General features: G+C 53.1%; 18 protein-coding genes and 3 tRNA genes. 4 read left to right on the top strand and 17 right to left on the bottom strand.

Going from position 1 to position 20,651, the window contains the following annotated elements; translation table 11 throughout:
* Window positions 1-54: 54 nt before the first annotated feature.
* The 10 genes from D9741_RS07890 to nnr form a co-directional block, all read right to left on the bottom strand.
* Window positions 55-252, bottom strand: coding sequence for a DUF2065 domain-containing protein (locus D9741_RS07890; RefSeq protein ID WP_001089295.1), 198 nt, complete (start codon window positions 250-252; stop codon window positions 55-57).
* 81 nt (window positions 253-333) lie between these two features.
* Window positions 334-1,338, bottom strand: a complete 1,005-nt coding sequence (gene hflC, locus D9741_RS07885; protein ID WP_064525789.1) for a protease modulator HflC — start codon at window positions 1,336-1,338, stop codon at window positions 334-336.
* Window positions 1,339-1,340: 2 nt separating this feature from the next.
* Window positions 1,341-2,600 carry an FtsH protease activity modulator HflK gene (hflK, locus tag D9741_RS07880; RefSeq protein WP_000312488.1) on the bottom strand — a complete coding sequence of 420 codons (1,260 nt, stop codon included), beginning with the start codon at window positions 2,598-2,600 and terminating at the stop codon, window positions 1,341-1,343.
* Window positions 2,601-2,685: 85 nt separating this feature from the next.
* Window positions 2,686-3,966: a ribosome rescue GTPase HflX gene (gene hflX / locus D9741_RS07875; RefSeq protein ID WP_105290100.1), complete on the bottom strand. Its 1,281-nt coding sequence runs from the start codon at window positions 3,964-3,966 to the stop codon at window positions 2,686-2,688.
* A 75-nt stretch (window positions 3,967-4,041) separates the two neighbouring features.
* Window positions 4,042-4,350, bottom strand: coding sequence for an RNA chaperone Hfq (hfq, locus tag D9741_RS07870; RefSeq protein ID WP_001051883.1), 309 nt, complete (start codon window positions 4,348-4,350; stop codon window positions 4,042-4,044).
* An 85-nt stretch (window positions 4,351-4,435) separates the two neighbouring features.
* On the bottom strand, window positions 4,436-5,386 hold the full coding sequence (gene miaA / locus D9741_RS07865) for a tRNA (adenosine(37)-N6)-dimethylallyltransferase MiaA (protein WP_001280339.1): 951 nt from the start codon (window positions 5,384-5,386) through the stop codon (window positions 4,436-4,438).
* The gene (gene mutL / locus D9741_RS07860; RefSeq protein WP_130216727.1) at window positions 5,379-7,244 is read right to left on the bottom strand and encodes a DNA mismatch repair endonuclease MutL; all 1,866 of its coding nucleotides are present in this window, start codon (window positions 7,242-7,244) and stop codon (window positions 5,379-5,381) included. Before mutL ends, miaA begins: the two co-directional genes overlap by 8 nt.
* Before the next feature lie 9 nt (window positions 7,245-7,253).
* Window positions 7,254-8,591, bottom strand: a complete 1,338-nt coding sequence (gene amiB / locus D9741_RS07855) for an N-acetylmuramoyl-L-alanine amidase AmiB (protein ID WP_130216729.1) — start codon at window positions 8,589-8,591, stop codon at window positions 7,254-7,256.
* Window positions 8,592-8,609: 18 nt separating this feature from the next.
* Window positions 8,610-9,071, bottom strand: a complete 462-nt coding sequence (gene tsaE / locus D9741_RS07850; protein WP_069913368.1) for a tRNA (adenosine(37)-N6)-threonylcarbamoyltransferase complex ATPase subunit type 1 TsaE — start codon at window positions 9,069-9,071, stop codon at window positions 8,610-8,612.
* Window positions 9,043-10,590, bottom strand: a complete 1,548-nt coding sequence (gene nnr, locus D9741_RS07845; protein WP_130216731.1) for a bifunctional ADP-dependent NAD(P)H-hydrate dehydratase/NAD(P)H-hydrate epimerase — start codon at window positions 10,588-10,590, stop codon at window positions 9,043-9,045. The genes tsaE and nnr overlap by 29 nt, the downstream gene beginning before the upstream one ends.
* Between nnr and queG the strand changes: the two genes are divergently transcribed.
* Window positions 10,589-11,728, top strand: coding sequence for a tRNA epoxyqueuosine(34) reductase QueG (gene queG / locus D9741_RS07840; protein ID WP_130216733.1), 1,140 nt, complete (start codon window positions 10,589-10,591; stop codon window positions 11,726-11,728). The two genes, nnr and queG, sit on opposite strands and share 2 nt — an antisense overlap.
* Here queG and D9741_RS07835 read toward each other — a convergent pair.
* The 5 genes from D9741_RS07835 to orn form a co-directional block, all read right to left on the bottom strand.
* A complete protein-coding gene (locus D9741_RS07835; protein ID WP_100699686.1) occupies window positions 11,711-11,764 on the bottom strand; it encodes a hypothetical protein in 54 nt (17 codons plus the stop codon). The genes queG and D9741_RS07835 overlap by 18 nt on opposite strands.
* 233 nt (window positions 11,765-11,997) lie before the next feature.
* A tRNA-Gly gene (locus D9741_RS07830) sits at window positions 11,998-12,073 on the bottom strand.
* A gap of 35 nt (window positions 12,074-12,108) precedes the next feature.
* Window positions 12,109-12,184: transfer RNA gene (locus tag D9741_RS07825), tRNA-Gly, on the bottom strand.
* 36 nt (window positions 12,185-12,220) lie between these two features.
* Window positions 12,221-12,296, bottom strand: a tRNA-Gly gene (locus D9741_RS07820).
* 210 nt (window positions 12,297-12,506) lie between these two features.
* Window positions 12,507-13,052, bottom strand: a complete 546-nt coding sequence (gene orn, locus D9741_RS07815) for an oligoribonuclease (RefSeq protein ID WP_064525781.1) — start codon at window positions 13,050-13,052, stop codon at window positions 12,507-12,509.
* A 94-nt stretch (window positions 13,053-13,146) separates the two neighbouring features.
* On the opposite strand from orn, the gene rsgA reads away from it, so the two are divergent.
* From rsgA to mscM, 3 genes are all read left to right on the top strand, one after another.
* On the top strand, window positions 13,147-14,199 hold the full coding sequence (gene rsgA, locus D9741_RS07810) for a small ribosomal subunit biogenesis GTPase RsgA (protein WP_130205979.1): 1,053 nt from the start codon (window positions 13,147-13,149) through the stop codon (window positions 14,197-14,199).
* Between the two features lie 96 nt (window positions 14,200-14,295).
* Window positions 14,296-15,264 (top strand): archaetidylserine decarboxylase, encoded by a 969-nt coding sequence (gene asd / locus D9741_RS07805; protein ID WP_130216735.1) that lies wholly within the window; start codon window positions 14,296-14,298, stop codon window positions 15,262-15,264.
* A 21-nt stretch (window positions 15,265-15,285) separates the two neighbouring features.
* Window positions 15,286-18,609, top strand: coding sequence for a miniconductance mechanosensitive channel MscM (gene mscM / locus D9741_RS07800; RefSeq protein WP_130216737.1), 3,324 nt, complete (start codon window positions 15,286-15,288; stop codon window positions 18,607-18,609).
* Between the two features lie 30 nt (window positions 18,610-18,639).
* On the opposite strand, the gene D9741_RS07795 is transcribed toward mscM, so the two are convergent.
* Both D9741_RS07795 and yjeM read right to left on the bottom strand, forming a co-directional pair.
* A complete protein-coding gene (locus tag D9741_RS07795) occupies window positions 18,640-18,954 on the bottom strand; it encodes a YjeO family protein (RefSeq protein ID WP_130216739.1) in 315 nt (104 codons plus the stop codon).
* A 97-nt stretch (window positions 18,955-19,051) separates the two neighbouring features.
* Entirely contained in the window at window positions 19,052-20,554 is a 1,503-nt protein-coding gene (gene yjeM / locus D9741_RS07790) for a glutamate/gamma-aminobutyrate family transporter YjeM (RefSeq protein WP_130205971.1), read from the bottom strand.
* Window positions 20,555-20,651 lie beyond the last annotated feature (97 nt).

The raw sequence follows: 20,651 nt of genomic DNA, 5'->3' as shown, positions 1-20,651 counted from the left end.
AGAGTTACAGCACTTTTTGCATCCAAAAATGACCTTAGTCAGCCTATTTTTTGCTCAGCCAATCGTTTTCCTCAACATGTAGTAGACCACAACGCCCGCAACCACAAGTCCACCGCCAAAACGACGTAAAATATTATCGGGTAAATTAGTCATTGCGGAGATCATCTTCTTCCATGCCTTCGGGTAAAGCATCGGCCCTAAACCTTCCAAGACTAAAACCAGGGCAAGCGCCAGCCAGATAGTCGAATTCATTCATTATCCTTATAGAAAAAGAAAACCACCGACATCCCTGAGGATGCGGTGGCTTTATTGACCTGTACCGCGGTCGTTATATTAACGCGTCGTGGAGCTCGGCGTCTTCATATAGCGGAAGAAATCGCTGTCCGGGCTCATGACCATCACGTCCTGATTGCCAGAGAAGCTGTTCTCATAAGCACGCAGGCTACGAATGAACGCATAGAAGTCTGGATCCTTGCTGAATGCGTCTGCAAACAGCTTGGCAGCTTCGGCATCACCTTCACCGCGCATGATACGGCCCTGACGTTCGGCTTCTGCCAGCGTTCTGGTGACTTCATAGTCAGCAGTCGCACGCAGTTTTTCCGCTTCTTCCTGACCTTGTGAACGGTGACGACGCGCTACCGCTTCACGCTCGGCGCGCATACGGTTGTAGATCGCTTCAGACACTTCGGTCGGCAGGTTGATCTGCTTGATACGCACATCGACAACTTCAATACCCAGCGCCGCCATACTGTTCGGGTTGATGACCGGAACTTTGCCCTTCGTCTCAGCCGTTACGCGCTCTGCCGCTTCGGCAATGGCGTTATCTGCTGCCGGGGTAGTAACTTCATCTTCTGTACCCGCAGAACCAGAGTTCAGCGCGTCACGCACTTCCAGGGTCAGACGACCACGGGAATCGGTGACGATGTCTTTCACGTCCAGGCGACCAATTTCAGAACGCAGACGGTCAGAGAACTTACGTTTCAACAGCACTTCCGCTTGCGAAATGTCGCCACCGCCCGTTGCCAGGTAGTAACGGCTGAAATCACTGATGCGCCATTTGATGTAAGAGTCGACGATCAGGTCTTTCTTCTCTTTGGTCACAAAGCGGTCGGCCTGGTTGTCCATGGTCTGAATACGTGCGTCGAGCATTTTCACCGTTTCAATGAACGGTATCTTGAAATGCAGACCCGGCTCATAAACCAGGGGTTTGTTGTCATCGTCACGCAGTACCTTACCAAAACGCAGCGTAATACCGCGCTCACCTTCTTTGACGACAAAGACAGACATGTAAAGCACTACCAGCACGATGATGATAATCGCGATAACTGACTTACGCATCGTTATTCCCCCTGACGCTGGTAGTCGTTACGCTGCGCGTTGGCGCGGCGTTGGTCCATAATATCGCCCTGACTGGTGGACGACGTGTTGCTTGCTCCACTGGTTGTGGAGGAAGAGGCTGGCGGCAGACGCAGCAGATTGCTGGCACCGTTATCGCTCTTCGCCGCAGGGGCGTTACCACCTTTCAGCATCTGGTCTAACGGCAGAACCATCAGGTTGCCACCTTTATCGTTAACCAGCACTTTGCGGGTGTTACCCAACACTTTTTCCATCGTCTCGATATACAGACGCTCGCGAGTAATTTCCGGCGCGGCTTTATATTCCGGCAGAAGTTTAGCAAAGCGCGCCACTTCACCCTGAGCTTCCAGGATGGTCTGGGCCTTGTACGCACGCGCCTCTTCGAGGATACGTTGCGCCTGACCGTTCGCACGCGGCTGAACTTCGTTGGTATACGCTTCTGCTTCACGAATGTATTGCTGTTCGTTTTCACGCGCGGCAATCGCATCATCAAACGCCGCTTTTACTTCTTCCGGCGGACGAGCAGCCTGGAAGTTGACGTCCAGCAGCGTGATACCCATGTCATACGGGCGGATAGTCTCTTCCAGTTCGCGCTGAGTATCGCTACGAATCACGGTACGACCTTCCGTCAGAATGCGGTCCATAGTGTATTTACCGATAACCCCACGCAGGGCGCTGTCGGTAGCCTGACGCAGGCTGTCATCCGGGCTGGTCACGCTATACAGGTATTTTTCCGGATTAGTTACGCGGTACTGCACGTTCATCTCAACGCGCACCACGTTCTCGTCCGACGTCAGCATCACACCAGAAGCGGCCAGTTCACGCACGGCTTCCACGTTCACCGGTTTGACTTCGTCGATAAACGTCGGTTTCCAGTTCAGACCCGGCTCAACCAGATGGCTGAATTTGCCAAAGCGTGTTACCACGCCACGTTCGGCTTCTTTAATGGTGTAGAAACCACTGGCCGCCCAGATAATGACAATCGCTGCCGCTGCGATGGTAACGACACGACCGCCAAGCTGCGGGCGCGGGCCTTGCGATGAACTGCCACCGCCAGATCCGGTGCCTTTACCGCCGCCCAGACCACCGAGCTTTTTGCTCAGTTTGCGGAAGATATCATCTAAATCAGGTGGCCCTTGATCGCGACCGCCTTTGTTTCCATTTCCCTCAGAGTTGCCGCCAGGTTTGCTGCTTCCCCACGGGTCGCGGTCTTGTCCGTTATTACCGGGCTGATTCCACGCCATGTTTGTGCTCCATATTTGTTATGCGGTGATCCCTGTTGTCTTTCGACGCCAGAGGATATGACTCCACGCTTCAGACGCTACGCCGTTAGATCAGGTAATCGATCAACGTCGGTTCTTGTTTACAGAGGCGACGCCAGTCAACGATCGGCATACGAACTTGCAGACTTACGCTGCCGTCTTCCTCCATCCACTCTTTTTCTATTGCCTGAAGCTGATAAAAACGACTTCTCAGACGCCCTTCCTGCGGTGGCAGACGCAATGTATGCTGCGCCACCTCGCCGGAAAGCCGCTCCGTCAAAGCCTGAAAAAGCTGTGGTATCCCCGCTCCGGTCTGTGCGGAAAGCCAGACACGGATCGGTTTGTTCTCTTCGTCCCGATCAATACGCGGTTCGAAATCTTCCAGCATATCGATCTTGTTCATCACCAGCAGAGTTGGGATCTCGTGAGCATCGATCTCTTCAAGAACCGTATTCACCGCTTCGATGTTTTCTTGTACACGCACATCCGCCGCATCAATCACATGCAGCAGCAATGTGGCTTGCCGCGTCTCTTGCAACGTGGCTTTAAACGCCGCCACCAGATCGTGCGGCAGGTGGCGAATAAACCCTACGGTATCTGCCAGCACGGTTTCACCGACATCCGCGACGTCAATACGCCGCAACGTCGGATCGAGGGTGGCAAACAACTGGTCTGCCGCGTAGACCCGCGCTTCGGTGATGCGATTGAAAAGGGTAGATTTACCGGCGTTGGTATATCCCACCAGCGAAACAGTAGGGACGTCGGCTTTGATACGTGATTGCCGCCCCTGCTCACGCTGCTTTTCAACTCTTTCCAGGCGCGACTGTATCTGTACGATGCGATTACGCAACAAACGACGGTCGGTTTCGAGCTGGGTTTCACCCGGACCACGCAAACCGATCCCGCCTTTCTGTCTTTCAAGGTGGGTCCAGCCACGCACCAGGCGCGTAGCCAGATGGCGCAGCTGCGCCAGCTCAACCTGCAACTTACCCTCATGGGTACGCGCACGTTGGGCGAAAATATCTAAAATAAGGCCGGTGCGGTCGATAACACGACACTCGCACAAACGCTCCAGGTTACGCTCCTGCGCCGGGCTCAGGGCATGGTCAAAAAGAACGACCGAAGCACCCGTCGCTTTTACGGCTTCCGCAATTTCAACTGCTTTACCTTCACCTACAAAATACTTTGGGTGCGGCGCTTTACGGCTACCGGTAATCACCTGCAATGCTTCGACACCGGCGGAAGAAACCAGAGATTCAAACTCCTGGAGGTCTTCCATATCTTTGTCTTGCGTAAAATAGATGTGTACCAGTACCGCCTGCTCACCAGCATCATAACGGTCAAACAAGCGTATAACCCTCTAAATAGATCAGCGGGGAACGCAGGATCGCTGGCTCCCCGTGTAAAAAAACAGCCTGAAACCTTATTCGGTTTCTTCGCTGTCCTGTTGCGCGGAAGTATTCTGCGCGCTGCTACCATGATGGTAGTTACTGCTGGTACCGCCACCGGCGTTGTTGCTGTGATGAGAAACCGGGCGAGACGGGACAACAGTAGAAATCGCGTGCTTATAAACCATCTGGCTGACCGTGTTTTTCAACAGGATCACGAACTGATCAAAAGACTCGATTTGTCCTTGCAGCTTAATACCATTCACCAAATAAATAGAAACTGGAACACGTTCCCGACGCAGTGCGTTCAGGAACGGATCTTGTAAAGATTGCCCCTTAGCCATTCTCTCTTTTCCTTATATGCTTATTTGTACTTTGAACCTTTCGATTCTGAAAAAATTGCGCACGATACGTCTCAATTGTACACATTCAGCCTGCGATAGCACCAACAACCTGTAATACTTCGTCACGCGCCTGTTCTGGTTTTTCACTGTCAAGCCAGTGAACCCCTTCCCAACCACGCAGCCAGGTTATCTGCCGCTTCGCCAACTGTCTCGTGGCGCAAACACCTCGATAAACCATTTCATCGTATGAGATTTCGCCTTCAAGGTAAGACCACATCTGGCGATAACCCACGCAACGAATGGAAGGCAAATCCGTATGCAAATCTCCTCGGGCAAAAAGCGCCCGGACTTCTGCTTCAAAACCTGAAGCCAACATCTGATGAAAACGCTGCTCAATTCGTTGATGGAGCAGTTCACGGCTCGCCGGGGCGATGGCGAACTGATGCACCTGATACGGTAGAGCGTCTCCTGACGTTTGCGTCAGTTCCGTTAAAGTTTTACCCGAAATGAAAAAAACTTCCAGTGCTCGGGAAAGCCTTTGTGGATCATTTGGATGAATCCTTGCTGCCGCAACCGGATCGATCTCCTGAAGTTGACGATGCAATGACTCCCAACCTTGCTCTGCCGCCTGTTGCTCAATTCTGGCCCGTACTTCCGGGTCCGCCGACGGTAGCGGCGACAACCCTTCCAGCAATGCCTTGAAATACAACATCGTACCGCCCACTAACAGTGGGATCCGCCCCGCCGCCGTGATATCGGCCATCTCCGCCAGCGCATCGCGGCGAAAATCAGCGGCCGAATAAGCCTGCGACGGATCGCGAATATCCAGCAATCGGTGCGGCGCAGCGAGTAATTCTTCAGCGTTCGGCTTCGCCGTCCCGATATCCATCCCTTTGTAAATAAGGGCAGAATCAACGCTTATCAACTCTACTGGTAAAATTTTACGCAGCTCAATAGCTAACGCCGTTTTACCGGAGGCCGTCGGCCCCATCAAAAAAATCGCCTTAGGCAGGCTCGCCTTACTGATATCACTCATCTTTCAGGGCTTTTATCGCCGGATGTAAATCAACAGATTGTAACAGACCACCCGGCGGCGTTTTCACAAGCTGCGGACATAACCGTTCCACGTCCGCCAGCAGGGTAATGGCCTGTGCCATTGACCACTGCGCATGTTCGCTCATCAGATTTCGTGCAATCCACTGCGCAATATTGCCAGGTTCGAATACGGACTGCTTCGCCAGGTAGCCTATCAGTTCAGGAATCAAGATTTGTAAATTTTGTTGGCGTAAGGGTAAAGGCACGGCCCTGATGGTCACATGCTGCGCATCGGACTGAAATTCAATACCCAATTCCGCCAGTGCAGACTGCGCTTTTTCTAAGGCCGATCTTTCTTCACCAGAGACTTTTAGCCGCAGCGGAATAAGCAGCGGCTGAGCGCAGACCGGCGCATCTCCCGGCGTTAACTGCGCCTGACGTAACCAGCGTTCCGCCACCGGCAGGGCTAAAAGTGAAATATTGCCGTCACGTTCCAGCAGCGCACAGTCCAAATGGACGATAGTCAGCACCCGACCAAAGCTTTGACCATTCGCAGCCAGCGTAAGTTCCTGCGATTCTTGCACTTTTGGTTTGTGCATCGGTGCAGGCGTTTGCAACAGCTGGCGATACACTTCGCCTTGCTGTTTCTGGTAGCCCGGTTGCGCGTTCGGCCACGGGGCAGCCTGACGGCTACCGCTACTTGTTGCAGGCGCAGGAGATGAAGACGGAGAGTAACGCGGAGCCACTGGCTCACGAACTGCCGGTTCAGCAAAGTGATTACGCCCTGCTGCCACGCGGTTTTCGGGTATATGGCGCGGTGCTGACTGGGCGTTATCTTCCAACGGCAAAGGCGTTTCCAGTTGCTGTTGTAGCACGCTCAGCACGCCCTGATAGATAAAGTCATGCACCAGACGCGACTGATGAAAGCGCACTTCGTGCTTTGCCGGATGGACGTTGACGTCCACCTGATGCGGGTCGATCTCCAGATATAGCACAAACGCCGGTTGCTGATCGGCGCCCAGTTTGTCTTCGCAGGCCTGGCGGATCGCGTGATTAATCAGGCGATCGCGCATCATGCGCCCATTTACGTAACAATATTGAATTTCCGCCAGTGCGGGCGTGATGTGATTCGGATCTGCCACCCAGCCACGCAGCGTGAGATCGCCGTGTTGCCATTCGATCGCCAGCGCATGTTCGAGAAAAGCAGTGCCGCAAATCGCCCCTAAACGGCGTTCTTTTTGCCCGCCTTCCGGTACTGCTCGGTACTGACGTACGATTTTTCCGTTATGCGACAGGTTGATAGTGACGTCGAAACGCGCCAGCGCAATGCGGCGGATGATTTCATCGATATGGTTAAATTCGGTTTTCTCGGTGCGCAAGAATTTGCGCCGCGCCGGGGTGTTGTAGAACAGGTCCAGCACTTCCAGCGTCGTACCCACCGGATGCGCCGCCGGTTTAACCGTCACGTCCATATCGCGCCCTTCGGCATAGGCCTGCCAGGCTTCCTGCTGCTCCGTGGTACGCGAAGTGAGCGTCAGACGGGAAACCGAACTGATACTCGCCAGCGCCTCACCGCGAAAGCCCAAGCTGATAATAGCTTCGAGATCGTCCAGAGAGGCGATTTTACTGGTGGCATGACGAGCCAGCGCCAGCGCCAGCTCATCTTTTTTGATACCGCAGCCGTTATCACGAATGCGGATAAGTTTCGCCCCACCGCGTTCGATATCAATATCGATACGCGTCGCGCCCGCATCGAGGCTGTTTTCCACCAGTTCTTTGACTACCGACGCAGGTCGCTCGACCACCTCACCTGCGGCAATCTGGTTCGCCAGTTGTGGCGGTAAGACCTGAATTGGCATCAATAATCCTTAGTTTGGCAGCGTGCGATCTGGCGTCGTCACCGTACTGGCAGTTTGTGCCGTTGCACCCTGCGGCGCAGACTGCATTGGATGCGCAAGGAAGTAATTGCGCAGGCCGTTGTAAATGGCTTCTGCCAGTTGTTGTTGGTAATCGTCGCTCGACAGCAAACGTTCTTCGCTGTTATTGCTGATAAAACCAGTTTCGACCAGTACTGACGGGATATCCGGCGAACGCAGAACGCCGAGACTGGCGTGTTCTGGTCGGCGTTTATGAATTTCGCCAATGCGTTGCAACTGACTGATCATATTGGTCGCCACATCATACCCTACCCGCTGGGAATGACCGAACTGTAAATCCAGCACCGCCTGGCTTAGGTACGGGTCGGCCTGACTGTTCGCCAGCACATCGCCCGCCCCGCCCAGCAGCTCCGACTGCTTCTCATGCTGTTCCAGCCAGCTTGCCATTTCGCTGTTGGCGCGACGGTTAGAGAGCACCCATACGGAGGCACCGGTGGCACTACGGTTTGGTGCGGCATCGGCATGAATCGACACAAGGAAATTGGCGTTTTGCTTACGTGCCACATCACTGCGCCCCATCACCGAGATAAAGTAATCCCCGTCACGGGTTAAAACGCCCTTAAACATCGGATCGTTATTGAGCAAGGTACGTAATTTACGCGCAATGGCGATGGTGACATTTTTCTCCCGCGTACCACCAGGGCCGATAGCGCCAGGGTCCTGACCGCCGTGTCCAGCATCAATAGCGATGACAATTTTATCGCCAGTGTTAGCCGTCGCGCGCGCTGCCGGACGCGTTACCGTATTGCTGCTGATAACACCCGTGGTACGGTTGCTTTCTGTTTTAAACGGATTGCGCGCCGGTTCGCTGACACGCGGGGCAACCACTGGCGGAGCCTCAACGCGTTTAGCAACCACAGGCGTTGGAGGGGGCGGTGGCGGCGCATCGGCATTAATCGTAAAGACAACGGTGTAATTGCTGCCATTCTGCCGCTTCACCGCTTCGGTTTTACCGTTTTCGGTAAGATCGACCACCAGCCGCAACGTTTGTGCATCTTTAGGCGTTCCAGAGCGAATCGCCTTCACCAGATTATTACCGCTGAACAACAACGGCAGCCCCTGAATCACGCCCGTTTGTTTGATATCGAGCGCCACGGTGCGTTTGCTTTGATGGCTAAACGCATAGTCAGGCTCGCCAATAAAACTCAACGTTATCCGCGCCTGTTGGTTGCCGTTAGAAACCTGAATATCAGAGAGCGTCGCGGCGCCAGCCTGCGCGCACAGCAGCACCAACGTCGCAACCAACCAATTTCTGATGCGATACATCATCCCGCCACCTTTCAAAGGTTAACCGGCTAAACGCGCCAGCAACAATTCACCCGCAGAGGAAACCGCACTCACGCGCGCCTCACGGCCTTGTGCCTGATAATCAATGTGTATTTCGACATCCGGGTCAGGAAGAACACCTGTACCTTGTTGTGGCCACTCCACCAGGCAGATGGCATCGTTGGCAAAATAATCGCGGATCCCCATAAACTCCAGCTCCTCGGGATCGGCAAGGCGGTACAAATCAAAGTGATAAACCATTATGTTGTCGAGCGTATAGGGTTCGACCAGCGTATAAGTGGGGCTTTTGACATTACCCTGATGACCCAGAGCCTGTAAAAAACCCCGGCTAAAGGTGGTTTTACCTGCGCCTAAATCGCCATACAGATAGATTACGGTTGCGCCATCGCAGGCTTTCGCTACCCGCTCGCCCAGGTCTAATGTTGCCTGCTCATCAGGGAGCGGAATTACTCGATTCATCATGGTTTTTATCAGTCACTTCCGGGTTAACAATACGCTGTAGCGTGGAAAAGAGATCGGTTGCCAGCATCCCGCGCGTACCAAAACGCGCCGCCAGTACGTCAGCTGCCGCGCCGTGTGCGACACAGCCTGCACAGGCTGCATCATACGGCGACAGTTTTTGCCCAAGCAATGCGCCAATAATACCAGAGAGCACATCGCCCATGCCGCCGCTCGCCATGCCTGCATTTCCGACATCAATAATGCCTAAAGCGTCAGGATGGGCGGCGACCACGGTTCCGGCACCTTTCAGCACCGCTACGCCGCCATAACGTTGTACCAGACGTTGGGCGCAATGTAAGCGGTCACTTTCAATTTCAGCGACGGAACAGCCTAACAACCGCGCAGCCTCGCCAGGATGCGGCGTGATCACGCGATTGTGACGCTTATCGGGATTGATTGCCAGCAGGTTCAATGCATCGGCATCCCACAACATCGGTTTGCGAAAATTCTCAACTTTTTGCAGGGCTTTTTTTCCCCACTCTTGCTGGCCCAGACCGGGACCAATCACCACCACATCGGCCCATTCCAGGCTTTCGGTAAGAGAGTCCATAGTCAGTTCATGCACCATCAATTCCGGTCGTGCAGTCAGCAGCGGCGCAATGTTTTCACAGCGAGTCAGTACTCGGACTAAACCAGCACCAGCACGCAGCGCCGCTTCCCCCGTCATACGAATCGCCCCCGCCGTGCCGTGATCGCCACCAATAATCACCAGCCGCCCGTGATCGCCTTTATGCGAAGTCGGGCGACGCGGTTTCAGCCAGTGAGAAAGTTGTTCAGCAGAAAACCGCTGAATTTTCGTCTCCTGACCTGCCAGCCAGCTATCCAGCCCCAGCGAATCAAAATGCAGTTGTCCGGTAACATCCCGCGCTTTCCCGGTGAGCAAGCCAGGTTTCAGCGCAATAAAGGTGATGGTGTGATCGGCGTTGATCACCGCGCCTGGCGTGGCGCCGGTTTCCGCCAACAGGCCGGAAGGAATATCAACCGCCACAATCGGCGCAGGATGGGAATTAGCGTGGTCGATTAACTGGCTAATGGATTTGCGCGGCGCTTGCTGCAATCCGGTGCCGAGCAGCGCATCAACAATCAGATCCACCGATTCGGGCCAGACAATATTCGTCGCATGGATTTCGCCTCCCGCGTTTAACCATGCCTCGCGTGCCAGCGCGGCCTCTTCCGGCAACGGTTTGTCACTTTCCTGGGCCAGCAGCGTGACATCAATGCCGACCGCTTTTGCCAGCCGCGCGACCACGTAGCCATCGCCGCCGTTATTGCCGTGACCGCACAGCACCAGCCAGTAGCGAGCGTCAGGATAAGCCGCACGACACACCTGAAATGCGGCTTCGCCAGCGCGCAGCATCAGCTCATAGAGAGTGAGCCCCAGCGCATCTGCTGCCTCACGTTCTCCGCGGCGGATATCGTCGGCGTGCCAGACGGTGTGTGGTATACTTACGGGGTTTTTCTTCATTGTATGGTCCGTCATGTCAGAGCCCCTCGATCTCAATCAGTTAGCGCAAAAAATTAAACAGTGGGGGCTGGAACTGGGCTTTCAGCAGGTAGGTATTACCGATACCGATCTCAGCGAGTCCGAGCCCAAACTGCAAGCATGGCTGGACAAACAGTACCACGGCGAAATGGACTGGATGGCGCGTCACGGTATGCTGCGCGCTCGCCCTCACGAATTATTGCCCGGTACGCTGCGCGTGATCAGCGTGCGGATGAATTATCTTCCTGCCAACGCCGCATTTGCCAGCACGCTGAAAAATCCCAAACTCGGCTATGTTAGCCGTTATGCGCTGGGCCGTGACTATCACAAGCTTCTGCGCAACCGACTCAAAAAGCTGGGCGAGATGATTCAGCAACATTGTGTTTCGCTGAATTTTAGACCGTTTGTCGATTCTGCGCCTATTCTCGAGCGCCCGTTAGCTGAAAAAGCTGGACTTGGCTGGACAGGTAAGCACTCACTTATCCTCAATCGCGAGGCCGGTTCGTTCTTCTTTTTAGGTGAATTGCTGGTCGATATTCCTCTGCCCGTGGATCAACCGGTCGAGGAAGGATGCGGTAAATGCGTGGCCTGTATGACAATTTGCCCGACCGGCGCCATCGTCGAGCCATATACCGTCGATGCTCGCCGTTGTATTTCTTATCTGACGATTGAGCTGGAAGGGGCTATCCCGGAAGAGTTGCGACCATTAATGGGAAACCGTATTTACGGCTGTGATGACTGTCAGCTTATTTGTCCGTGGAATCGCTATTCACAACTGACATCTGAAGACGATTTCAGCCCGCGCAAACCACTACACGCACCGGAACTCATTGAGCTTTTTGCATGGAGCGAAGAGAAATTCTTAAAAGTCACGGAAGGATCGGCGATTCGCCGTATAGGTCACCTGCGTTGGCTGCGTAATATCGCCGTAGCATTAGGCAATGCGCCCTGGGATGAAGCGATTCTGACGGCGCTGGAAAGTCGTAAAGGTGAGCACCCACTTCTTGATGAGCATATAGCGTGGGCGATTGCGCAGCAAATCGAGAGACGAAATGCGTGCGTGGTCGAAGTGCAATTACCAAAAAAACAGCGTCTGGTTCGTGTAATTGAAAAGGGACTACCACGTGACGCCTGATTCATCCACAGCTTGTGAATAAAAATAAAAACGCATTGCAATTCAAGACGAATATCATCGTCAAGTGATCGATACGACAAAATACAATCTTAATTTTCAACTTATATATCAACAAGTTAAAAAATTACTATTCATCGTGCGAAGTTTTTCTGAAATTAAGATTACAGCCCGGACCTGTGGATAACTCTGTTTACAAGAGTTTGTCAAAGGCAACAAAAACCAGCAATAACGCATCGCGTCGCTGTGGATATTTTATTGGGAGAAGAATTTGGAGCGGGAAACGAGACTCGAACTCGCGACCCCGACCTTGGCAAGGTCGTGCTCTACCAACTGAGCTATTCCCGCTTGGGTGGTCTGTGCTTTGCAGCACTTTCAAATTTTGGAGCGGGAAACGAGACTCGAACTCGCGACCCCGACCTTGGCAAGGTCGTGCTCTACCAACTGAGCTATTCCCGCTTGGGTGGTCTGTGCTTTACAGCACTTTTCAAATTTTGGAGCGGGAAACGAGACTCGAACTCGCGACCCCGACCTTGGCAAGGTCGTGCTCTACCAACTGAGCTATTCCCGCGTACTACTTAATTTTTGCTTTCGTAATTTCGCATTTCTGCGTCGTTACGGGAGGCGCATTATACGAGAAATCTTTCCCTCTGCAACCCCCCAAAAAAAAATTTTTCGAATTTTTATCTCAAGTGCTGAAATTATCAGCAAGGCGTTCAATTTAGCGTCAAAATCACGCCGCCGCAAGTGGATTCCGGCGGTTACGTGACCAGGAAGAATTTTACAGCTTGATGAAATGCTCGCGGTAGTAAGCCAGTTCCGCAACTGATTCGCGGATATCATCCATCGCCTGATGCGTCCCCTGCTTGGTAAAACCGTCGAGAATTTCCGGCTTCCAGCGGCGCGCCAGCTCTTTCAGCGTGCTGACATCGAGATAGCGGTAGTGGAAGTACGATTCCAGTTCCGGCATGTATTTGAACAGGAAGCGGCGATCCTGACCGATGCTGTTACCGCAGATAGGCGATTTACCCGCAGGCACCCACTGTTTTAAAAATTCGAGCGTCGCCAGTTCTGCTTCACGATCGCCCATCGTGCTCGCTTTCACGCGCTCCACCAGCCCGCTGGCGGTATGAGTGCGCACGTTCCAGTCATCCATCAACGCCAGCTGTTCATCAGACTGATGTACTGCAATGGTCGGCCCTTCTGCCAGAATATTCAGGTTGGCATCGGTCACCAGCGTGGCAATCTCAATAATGCGATCACGCTCGGGATCCAGACCGGTCATCTCAAGATCGATCCAAATCAGGTTGTTTTCATTGGCACTCATGCTATTTTCCACCCATTCACAGTGACTATATTGATCCACAATTGCGTGTATCATAGATGTTTTGCCCATCAGGGGCGACCAGGAGTCTGTACGATTGAGTAAAAATAAACTCTCCAAAGGCCAGCAGCGCCGCGTGAACGCCAATCACCAGCGTCGTCTTAAAACGTCTAAGGAGAAGCCCGACTACGACGACAATCTGTTTGGCGAGCCTGATGAAGGTATCGTCATCAGCCGCTTTGGTATGCACGCTGATGTGGAATCCGCCGATGGCGACGTTCACCGCTGCAATATTCGCCGTACCATCCGTTCGCTGGTGACCGGCGACCGCGTAGTCTGGCGTCCGGGTAAACCGGCGGCGGAAGGCGTAAATGTCAAAGGGATCGTGGAAGCGGTACATGAGCGCACCTCGGTGTTAACGCGCCCGGATTTCTACGACGGCGTGAAACCCATCGCCGCCAACATCGACCAGATTGTCATTGTCTCCGCCATTTTGCCGGAGCTGTCGCTCAATATCATCGACCGTTACCTGGTAGCTTGCGAAACCTTGCAGATTGAGCCGATTATTGTGCTCAACAAGATAGACCTGTTGGACGACGAAGGCATGGCGTTCGTCAACGAACAGATGGATATCTACCGCAACATCGGTTATCGCGTATTGATGGTTTCCAGCCATACTCAGGATGGGCTGAAACCGCTGGAAGAGGCATTGACCGGACGCATCAGCATTTTTGCCGGGCAATCTGGCGTCGGCAAATCCAGCCTGCTGAACGCGTTGCTGGGGCTGCAAAAAGAGATCCTGACCAACGATGTCTCTGACAACTCAGGTCTGGGCCAGCACACCACGACTGCCGCTCGGTTGTATCACTTCCCGCACGGCGGCGATGTGATTGATTCTCCTGGGGTACGCGAATTCGGACTCTGGCATCTCGAGCCGGAACAAATCACTCACGGTTTTGTCGAATTCCATGACTACTTAGGTCTGTGCAAATACCGCGATTGCAAACACGATACCGATCCGGGCTGCGCTATCCGTGAAGCCGTTGACGAAGGGAAAATCGCGGAAACCCGTTTCGAAAACTATCACCGTATTCTGGAAAGCATGGCGCAGGTAAAAACGCGTAAAAACTTTTCTGATACGGATGACTGACAATTAAGCTAACCGTCGTTAGAATCGTCCCCTTTTTTTCAGGATCCGGCATATACGCCGGATCAGGAACGACAAAACAATGGCCTGGAGGCTACTTTGTTAAATTCATTTAAACTTTCGCTACAGTACATTCTGCCGAAACTATGGCTTACTCGCCTGGCGGGTTGGGGCGCAAGCAAGCGAGCAGGATGGCTGACAAAACTGGTTATCGATCTGTTCGTTAAATACTACAAAGTCGACATGCAAGAGGCGCAGAAGCCGGATACTGCCAGCTACCGCTCCTTTAACGAATTTTTTGTCCGTCCGCTGCGTGACGAAGTACGCCCAATCAATACCGATCCGAATGTTCTGGTCATGCCTGCCGATGGCGTTATCAGCCAGTTAGGTAAAATCGAAGAAGATAAAATCCTGCAAGCCAAAGGCCACAATTACAGCCTCGAAGCCCTGCTGGCGGGCAACTATCTGATGGCGGATCTTTTCCGCAATGGTACGTTTGTGACCACTTACCTCTCCCCGCGTGACTATCACCGCGTACACATGCCGTGCAACGGTATTTTGCGTGAGATGATCTACGTGCCGGGCGATCTCTTCTCCGTTAACCATCTCACTGCTCAGAACGTGCCAAATCTGTTTGCCCGTAACGAACGCGTGATCTGCCTGTTCGATACCGAATTTGGCCCGATGGCGCAGATTCTGGTTGGTGCGACGATTGTTGGCAGCATTGAGACGGTCTGGGCGGGTACCATTACACCACCGCGCGAAGGCATCATCAAACGCTGGACCTGGCCTGCCGGGGAAAACGACGGTTCTGTGGCGCTGCTGAAAGGCCAGGAAATGGGTCGCTTTAAACTTGGCTCTACCGTTATCAACCTGTTTGCACCGGGTAAAGTGAACCTGGTTGAGCAACTGGAAAGCCTGTCTGTCACGAAAATTGGTCAGCCGCTGGCAGTATCTACCGAAACCTTTGTTACGCCAGACGCTGAACCGGCCCCGATTCCTGCTGAAGAGATCGAAGCAGAACACGACGCCAGCCCATTGGTTGACGACAAAAAAGACCAGGTCTAATCCATCAAAGGAAACGCTGACGTGCGCCTGATTATCACTTTTCTGATGGCCTGGTGCCTCAGTTGGGGGGCGTACGCCGCGACGGCCCCCGATAGCAAACAAATCACCCAGGAACTGGAGCAGGCAAAAGCGGCGAAACCCGCGCAGCCGGAAGTCGTAGAGGCGCTCCAGTCTGCCTTAAATGCGCTTGAGGAACGAAAAGGTTCCCTTGAGCGCATCAAGCAATACCAAGAAGTCATTGATAATTATCCGAAACTCTCTGCTACTCTGCGCGCACAATTAAACAACATGCGTGACGAGCCGCGCAGCGTGTCGCCGGGAATGTCTACCGACGCGCTGAATCAGGAAATTCTCCAGGTCAGCAGTCAGTTGCTGGATAAGAGCCGTCAGGCCCAGCAAGAGCAGGAACGCGCCCGCGAGATAGCGGATTCATTGAATCAACTTCCGCAACAGCAAACTGATGCCCGTCGTCAGTTAAATGAAATTGAGCGCCGCCTGGGAACGCTTACCGGCAATACCCCGCTCAACCAGGCGCAAAATTTCGCGTTGCAGTCTGACTCCGCACGTCTGAAAGCCCTCGTTGATGAACTAGAGCTGGCGCAGCTGTCTGCCAATAACCGCCAGGAATTAGCGCGCTTGCGCTCTGAGCTGGCGGAAAAAGAGAGCCAGCAGCTGGATGCGTATTTGCAGGCCTTACGTAATCAGTTGAACAGCCAACGCCAGCTTGAGGCGGAGCGGGCGCTGGAAAGCACCGAGTTGTTGGCTGAAAGCAGTGCCAATTTACCGAAAGATATCGTCGCGCAATTCAAAATTAACCGCGAACTGTCGGCAGCGCTGAATCAACAAGCGCAGCGAATGGATCTCGTCGCTTCGCAACAGCGTCAGGCTGCCAGCCAGACATTACAGGTCCGGCAGGCGCTGAATACCCTGCGCGAGCAGTCACAATGGCTGGGAGCGTCCAACCTGCTCGGCGAAGCATTGCGAGCGCAGGTGGCACGGCTACCGGAAATGCCGAAACCACAACAGCTTGATACCGAAATGGCGCAGTTGCGCGTGCAACGGCTGCACTATGAGGATCTACTCAATAAACAACCGCAACTGCGACAAATCCTTCAGACTGACGGTCAGCCGCTAACCGCCGAGCAAAACCGTATTCTCGAAGCACAACTGCGTACTCAGCGTGAGTTGCTGAACTCATTGTTGCAGGGTGGTGACACGCTACTGCTGGAACTGACCAAGCTGAAAGTCTCCAACGGGCAACTGGAAGATGCGCTGAAAGAGGTGAACGAAGCGACGCACCGCTATCTGTTCTGGACCTCTGACGTGCGCCCGATGACCATCGCCTGGCCGCTGGAAATCGCCCAGGATCTGCGTCGTCTCATTTCGCTGGACACCTTCAGTCAGTTAGGTAAAGCCAGCATCATGATGCTGACCAGCAAAGAGACGATTTTGCCGCTGTTTGGCGCGTTGATTCTGGTCGGTTGCAGTATTTACTCGCGTCGCTATTTCACCCGTTTTCTCGAACGTTCGGCAGCGAAAGTCGGCAAAGTGACTCAGGATCACTTCTGGCTGACATTACGCACTCTTTTCTGGTCGATTCTCGTCGCGTCACCGCTACCGGTGCTGTGGATGACTCTGGGTTACGGCTTGCGCGAGGCGTGGCCTTATCCGCTGGCGGTAGCGATTGGCGATGGCGTAACGGCCACCGTGCCGCTGCTGTGGGTAGTGATGATTTGCGCCACCTTTGCCCGCCCTAACGGCTTGTTTATTGCCCATTTTGGCTGGCCGCGCGAACGTGTTTCCCGCGGGATGCGCTACTACCTGATGAGCATCGGGCTTATCGTGCCGCTGATTATGGCGCTGATGATGTTCGATAATCTCGACGACCGCGAGTTTTCCGGTTCGCTGGGACGGCTTTGCTTCATCCTCATTTGCGGTGCACTGGCAGTGGTCACCCTCAGCCTGAAAAAGGCCGGGATTCCGCTGTATCTCAACAAAGAAGGCAGCGGCGACAACATTACCAATCATATGCTGTGGAACATGATGATTGGCGCGCCGTTGGTCGCTATTCTGGCAGCGGCAGTCGGTTACCTGGCAACGGCACAGGCACTGTTAGCAAGGCTTGAAACCTCGGTCGCCATCTGGTTCCTGCTGTTGGTGGTTTATCACGTTATCCGCCGCTGGATGCTAATCCAGCGACGCAGACTGGCGTTTGACCGGGCGAAGCATCGCCGGGCAGAGATGTTAGCGCAGCGCGCGCGTGGCGAAGAGGAAGCGCATCATCACAGTAGCCCGGAAGGGGCGATTGAAGTCGATGAAAGCGAAGTCGATCTCGATGCTATCAGTGCGCAATCCTTGCGGCTGGTGCGCTCAATTTTGATGTTGATCGCCTTGCTTTCGGTCATTGTGCTGTGGTCAGAAATCCATTCCGCTTTCGGCTTCCTCGAAAATATTTCGCTGTGGGATGTTACGTCCACGGTACAGGGCGTAGAAAGCCTGGAGCCGATCACCCTCGGCGCGGTGCTGATTGCCATTCTGGTGTTTATCATCACCACGCAGCTGGTGCGCAACCTGCCCGCGCTGCTGGAACTGGCGATTTTGCAGCATCTCGATTTAACGCCGGGTACGGGCTACGCCATCACCACCATCACCAAATATCTGCTGATGCTGATTGGCGGGCTGGTCGGCTTCTCAATGATTGGTATTGAGTGGTCGAAATTGCAGTGGCTGGTCGCCGCGCTCGGTGTTGGTCTCGGTTTTGGTTTGCAGGAAATTTTCGCCAACTTTATCTCTGGCCTGATTATCCTGTTCGAAAAACCGATTCGCATTGGCGATACGGTAACGATCCGCGATCTTACCGGTAGCGTGACGAAAATTAACACCCGCGCCACCACCATCAGCGACTGGGACCGCAAAGAAATTATCGTGCCGAACAAGGCGTTTATTACTGAGCAGTTTATCAACTGGTCGCTCTCTGACTCGGTCACGCGCGTGGTGTTGACGATTCCGGCCCCTGCTGATGCCAACAGTGAAGAAGTGACGGAAATCTTGCTTAACGCTGCGCGCCGCTGCTCGCTGGTGATCGACAACCCGGCGCCGGAAGTCTTCCTGGTGGATCTACAGCAAGGGATTCAGATTTTCGAGCTGCGTATTTACGCCGCAGAAATGGGTCACCGCATGCCGCTGCGCCATGAAATCCATCAACTGATTCTGGCGGGCTTCCACGCCCACGGTATTGATATGCCATTCCCGCCCTTCCAGATGCGTCTGGAAAGCCTGAATGGTAAACAAACGGGGAGAACGCTGACTTCTGCGGGTAAAGGTCGTCAGGCAGGAAGCTTGTAAGGTCTTTGTGGCCGGATGAACCCATCCGGCTCACAAACAAAACTGATAGCGCAGGAAAAATTGCCACAGCCAATAGCCGAAGATCGCCAGTGCGGTGACGTACATAAACCAGCCGCCTTTTTTTCGCCGCAGCGCGAACCAGAGAAAAGGGAAAAAGAGCGGCAACGTCAATATCACACCGACATCACGGGTATCGTCATTTTCCAGATACTCCAGCACATCGCAGATGTTTTTAACCCCGCCTTCATCAATCATCCACTCTTTGTCCAGCGTGGAAGTGATGAGTATCCAGGGGATCGCCACAACAAACCAGATGCAACACAAGACAAACATGCGCGCACTCATGAGGTAACCCGTAGTTTAATTTCGCTATAGCGCATACGAAATCCCACTCATTCCCTGTCATTACGCCCTATCGTCAGGCCGACGATAGGGCATCTGATTACTCAGCCGCCCACTGCGGATTTTTTGCCACTCTGCTGCAATAGTTCTGGTAAATCGCCATCGCTAACAGCGAAAAGAAGACAGGGCCGCCAACCATCCACAATGTGCTATCCCAGTCTCCGGCTTCAACCACTGGCTGGATAATGGTGAAAACGTTCGCAAACGTCACCACCAGTACCACCACCACTGTCGCGATCGTTGCCGACATGTGTGTTTTGAAAATCACAAATGGTCTGTCGAGATCCTGACGTGCTTTAAAGAATGGGAAAGCCAGCGCAAGGAACAGATAGGGAAGCGTCATGGAAACGTTCGCCATCAGCGTCAGCTTGTTAAAGAACGCTGATGCGGTACCACCGCCAAACGAAACCAGCAGGATGAAGACAGTAACCAGCCCGCACTGCATCCACATGGCGATAGACGGCATGCCCATGGCGTTCAGGCGCGTCATCGGTTCCGGCCATAACGCTTTCGGCGTACCCTGGATGATCGCTTTTAGTGGCGAGTAGCAAAGTGTAAAGAACGCGCCGGTGTAAGCCAGGAACATCGAAAGCCCGGTAATACGCGCAAACCATACGCCCAGCGACAATGACGCCTCAGGTGACAAATGCAGCACGTTACCCAGCGTCATCCCCAGGCTTTTCATCAGCACATAGGTAATATTGCCAAGGTTAACGGAACCATTACTTAATACCTGCTGCCAGTTAGTGCTGACGCCCCATAAAAATATCGCCAGCGAATAACCGATTGAAATAACAATAGCGGCAAAAACAATACCTTTGGCAAAGTTCTTTTCTGGGTTTTCTGTTTTATCTACCAGACCACCAACCGCTTCAATTCCGCCGTAAGCGAAAATGGCAAATACCACAAACGATAACATCGCCAGACCGGATTGATATCCTGGATTCGGCGATACCACGAAATTAATATCCTGTGCAAAATGGCCACCATTTAATAACAAAATGGCAATGCTCACTAACAGTAATACTAAATTAAGACACATTACTGCAATACCACCTACTGCAGTAATACGAGCAATTTTATTAATCCCTTTTGAAGCAACCACGGTAACCAGGATCATCCATGCCACCGCCAGCAGACCCACTACCTGCGTTGGCTCCAGGCCTGCAATGCGCCAGTGCTGAGTCATGTCGGTACCGTAGAGGAACGTAGAAAATGGTACCCAGACTTTAGCTGAGGTACTCACCATCCAGATGATATAAGAGGAAAACCACATAAATGTGCCGATAAAGGCGAAACGTGGTCCGACACTATTATTCATCCAGGAATAGATGCCGCCTTCTTCTTTGCGATACGCCGCGCCCATTTCTGCCATCATTAAGGCAAATGGTATAAAAAATAATAATGCAGAAAATATATAAAAGGGAATCGCACTATACCCCATTAAATAATAAGCTGCCGGGCTATTGGCAAACCCAAATACTGAAGTAAAGATCATCAATATGAGCCCTATCAGACTCATCTTTTTTATCGTGTGAGGCATGAAATTATCCTTCGTGTTAGCACATGTATAAAACGCGCGCACTGAACTGCACTACCCATCGATTGACGGGCCGCAATAAAAAACCATACAGAATTGA

The organism is Escherichia sp. E14V7 (assembly GCF_004212225.1).
GTDB lineage: Bacteria > Pseudomonadota > Gammaproteobacteria > Enterobacterales > Enterobacteriaceae > Escherichia.
This window is presented reverse-complemented; position numbering and strand designations above follow the sequence as displayed.

Excerpts from the sequence above, each read along its gene's own strand:
- D9741_RS07890 (WP_001089295.1), bottom strand. The coding sequence starts at position 252 with ATGAATTCGACTATCTGGCTGGCGCTTGCCCTGGTTTTAGTCTTGGAA.
- hflC (WP_064525789.1), bottom strand. The coding sequence starts at position 1,338 with ATGCGTAAGTCAGTTATCGCGATTATCATCATCGTGCTGGTAGTGCTT.
- hflK (WP_000312488.1), bottom strand. The coding sequence starts at position 2,600 with ATGGCGTGGAATCAGCCCGGTAATAACGGACAAGACCGCGACCCGTGG.
- hfq (WP_001051883.1), bottom strand. The coding sequence starts at position 4,350 with ATGGCTAAGGGGCAATCTTTACAAGATCCGTTCCTGAACGCACTGCGT.
- miaA (WP_001280339.1), bottom strand. The coding sequence starts at position 5,386 with ATGAGTGATATCAGTAAGGCGAGCCTGCCTAAGGCGATTTTTTTGATG.
- mutL (WP_130216727.1), bottom strand. The coding sequence starts at position 7,244 with ATGCCAATTCAGGTCTTACCGCCACAACTGGCGAACCAGATTGCCGCA.
- amiB (WP_130216729.1), bottom strand. The coding sequence starts at position 8,591 with ATGATGTATCGCATCAGAAATTGGTTGGTTGCGACGTTGGTGCTGCTG.
- tsaE (WP_069913368.1), bottom strand. The coding sequence starts at position 9,071 with ATGATGAATCGAGTAATTCCGCTCCCTGATGAGCAGGCAACATTAGAC.
- queG (WP_130216733.1), top strand. The coding sequence starts at position 10,589 with ATGTCAGAGCCCCTCGATCTCAATCAGTTAGCGCAAAAAATTAAACAG.
- nnr (WP_130216731.1), bottom strand. The coding sequence starts at position 10,590 with ATGACGGACCATACAATGAAGAAAAACCCCGTAAGTATACCACACACC.
- orn (WP_064525781.1), bottom strand. The coding sequence starts at position 13,052 with ATGAGTGCCAATGAAAACAACCTGATTTGGATCGATCTTGAGATGACC.
- D9741_RS07795 (WP_130216739.1), bottom strand. The coding sequence starts at position 18,954 with ATGAGTGCGCGCATGTTTGTCTTGTGTTGCATCTGGTTTGTTGTGGCG.
- yjeM (WP_130205971.1), bottom strand. The coding sequence starts at position 20,554 with ATGCCTCACACGATAAAAAAGATGAGTCTGATAGGGCTCATATTGATG.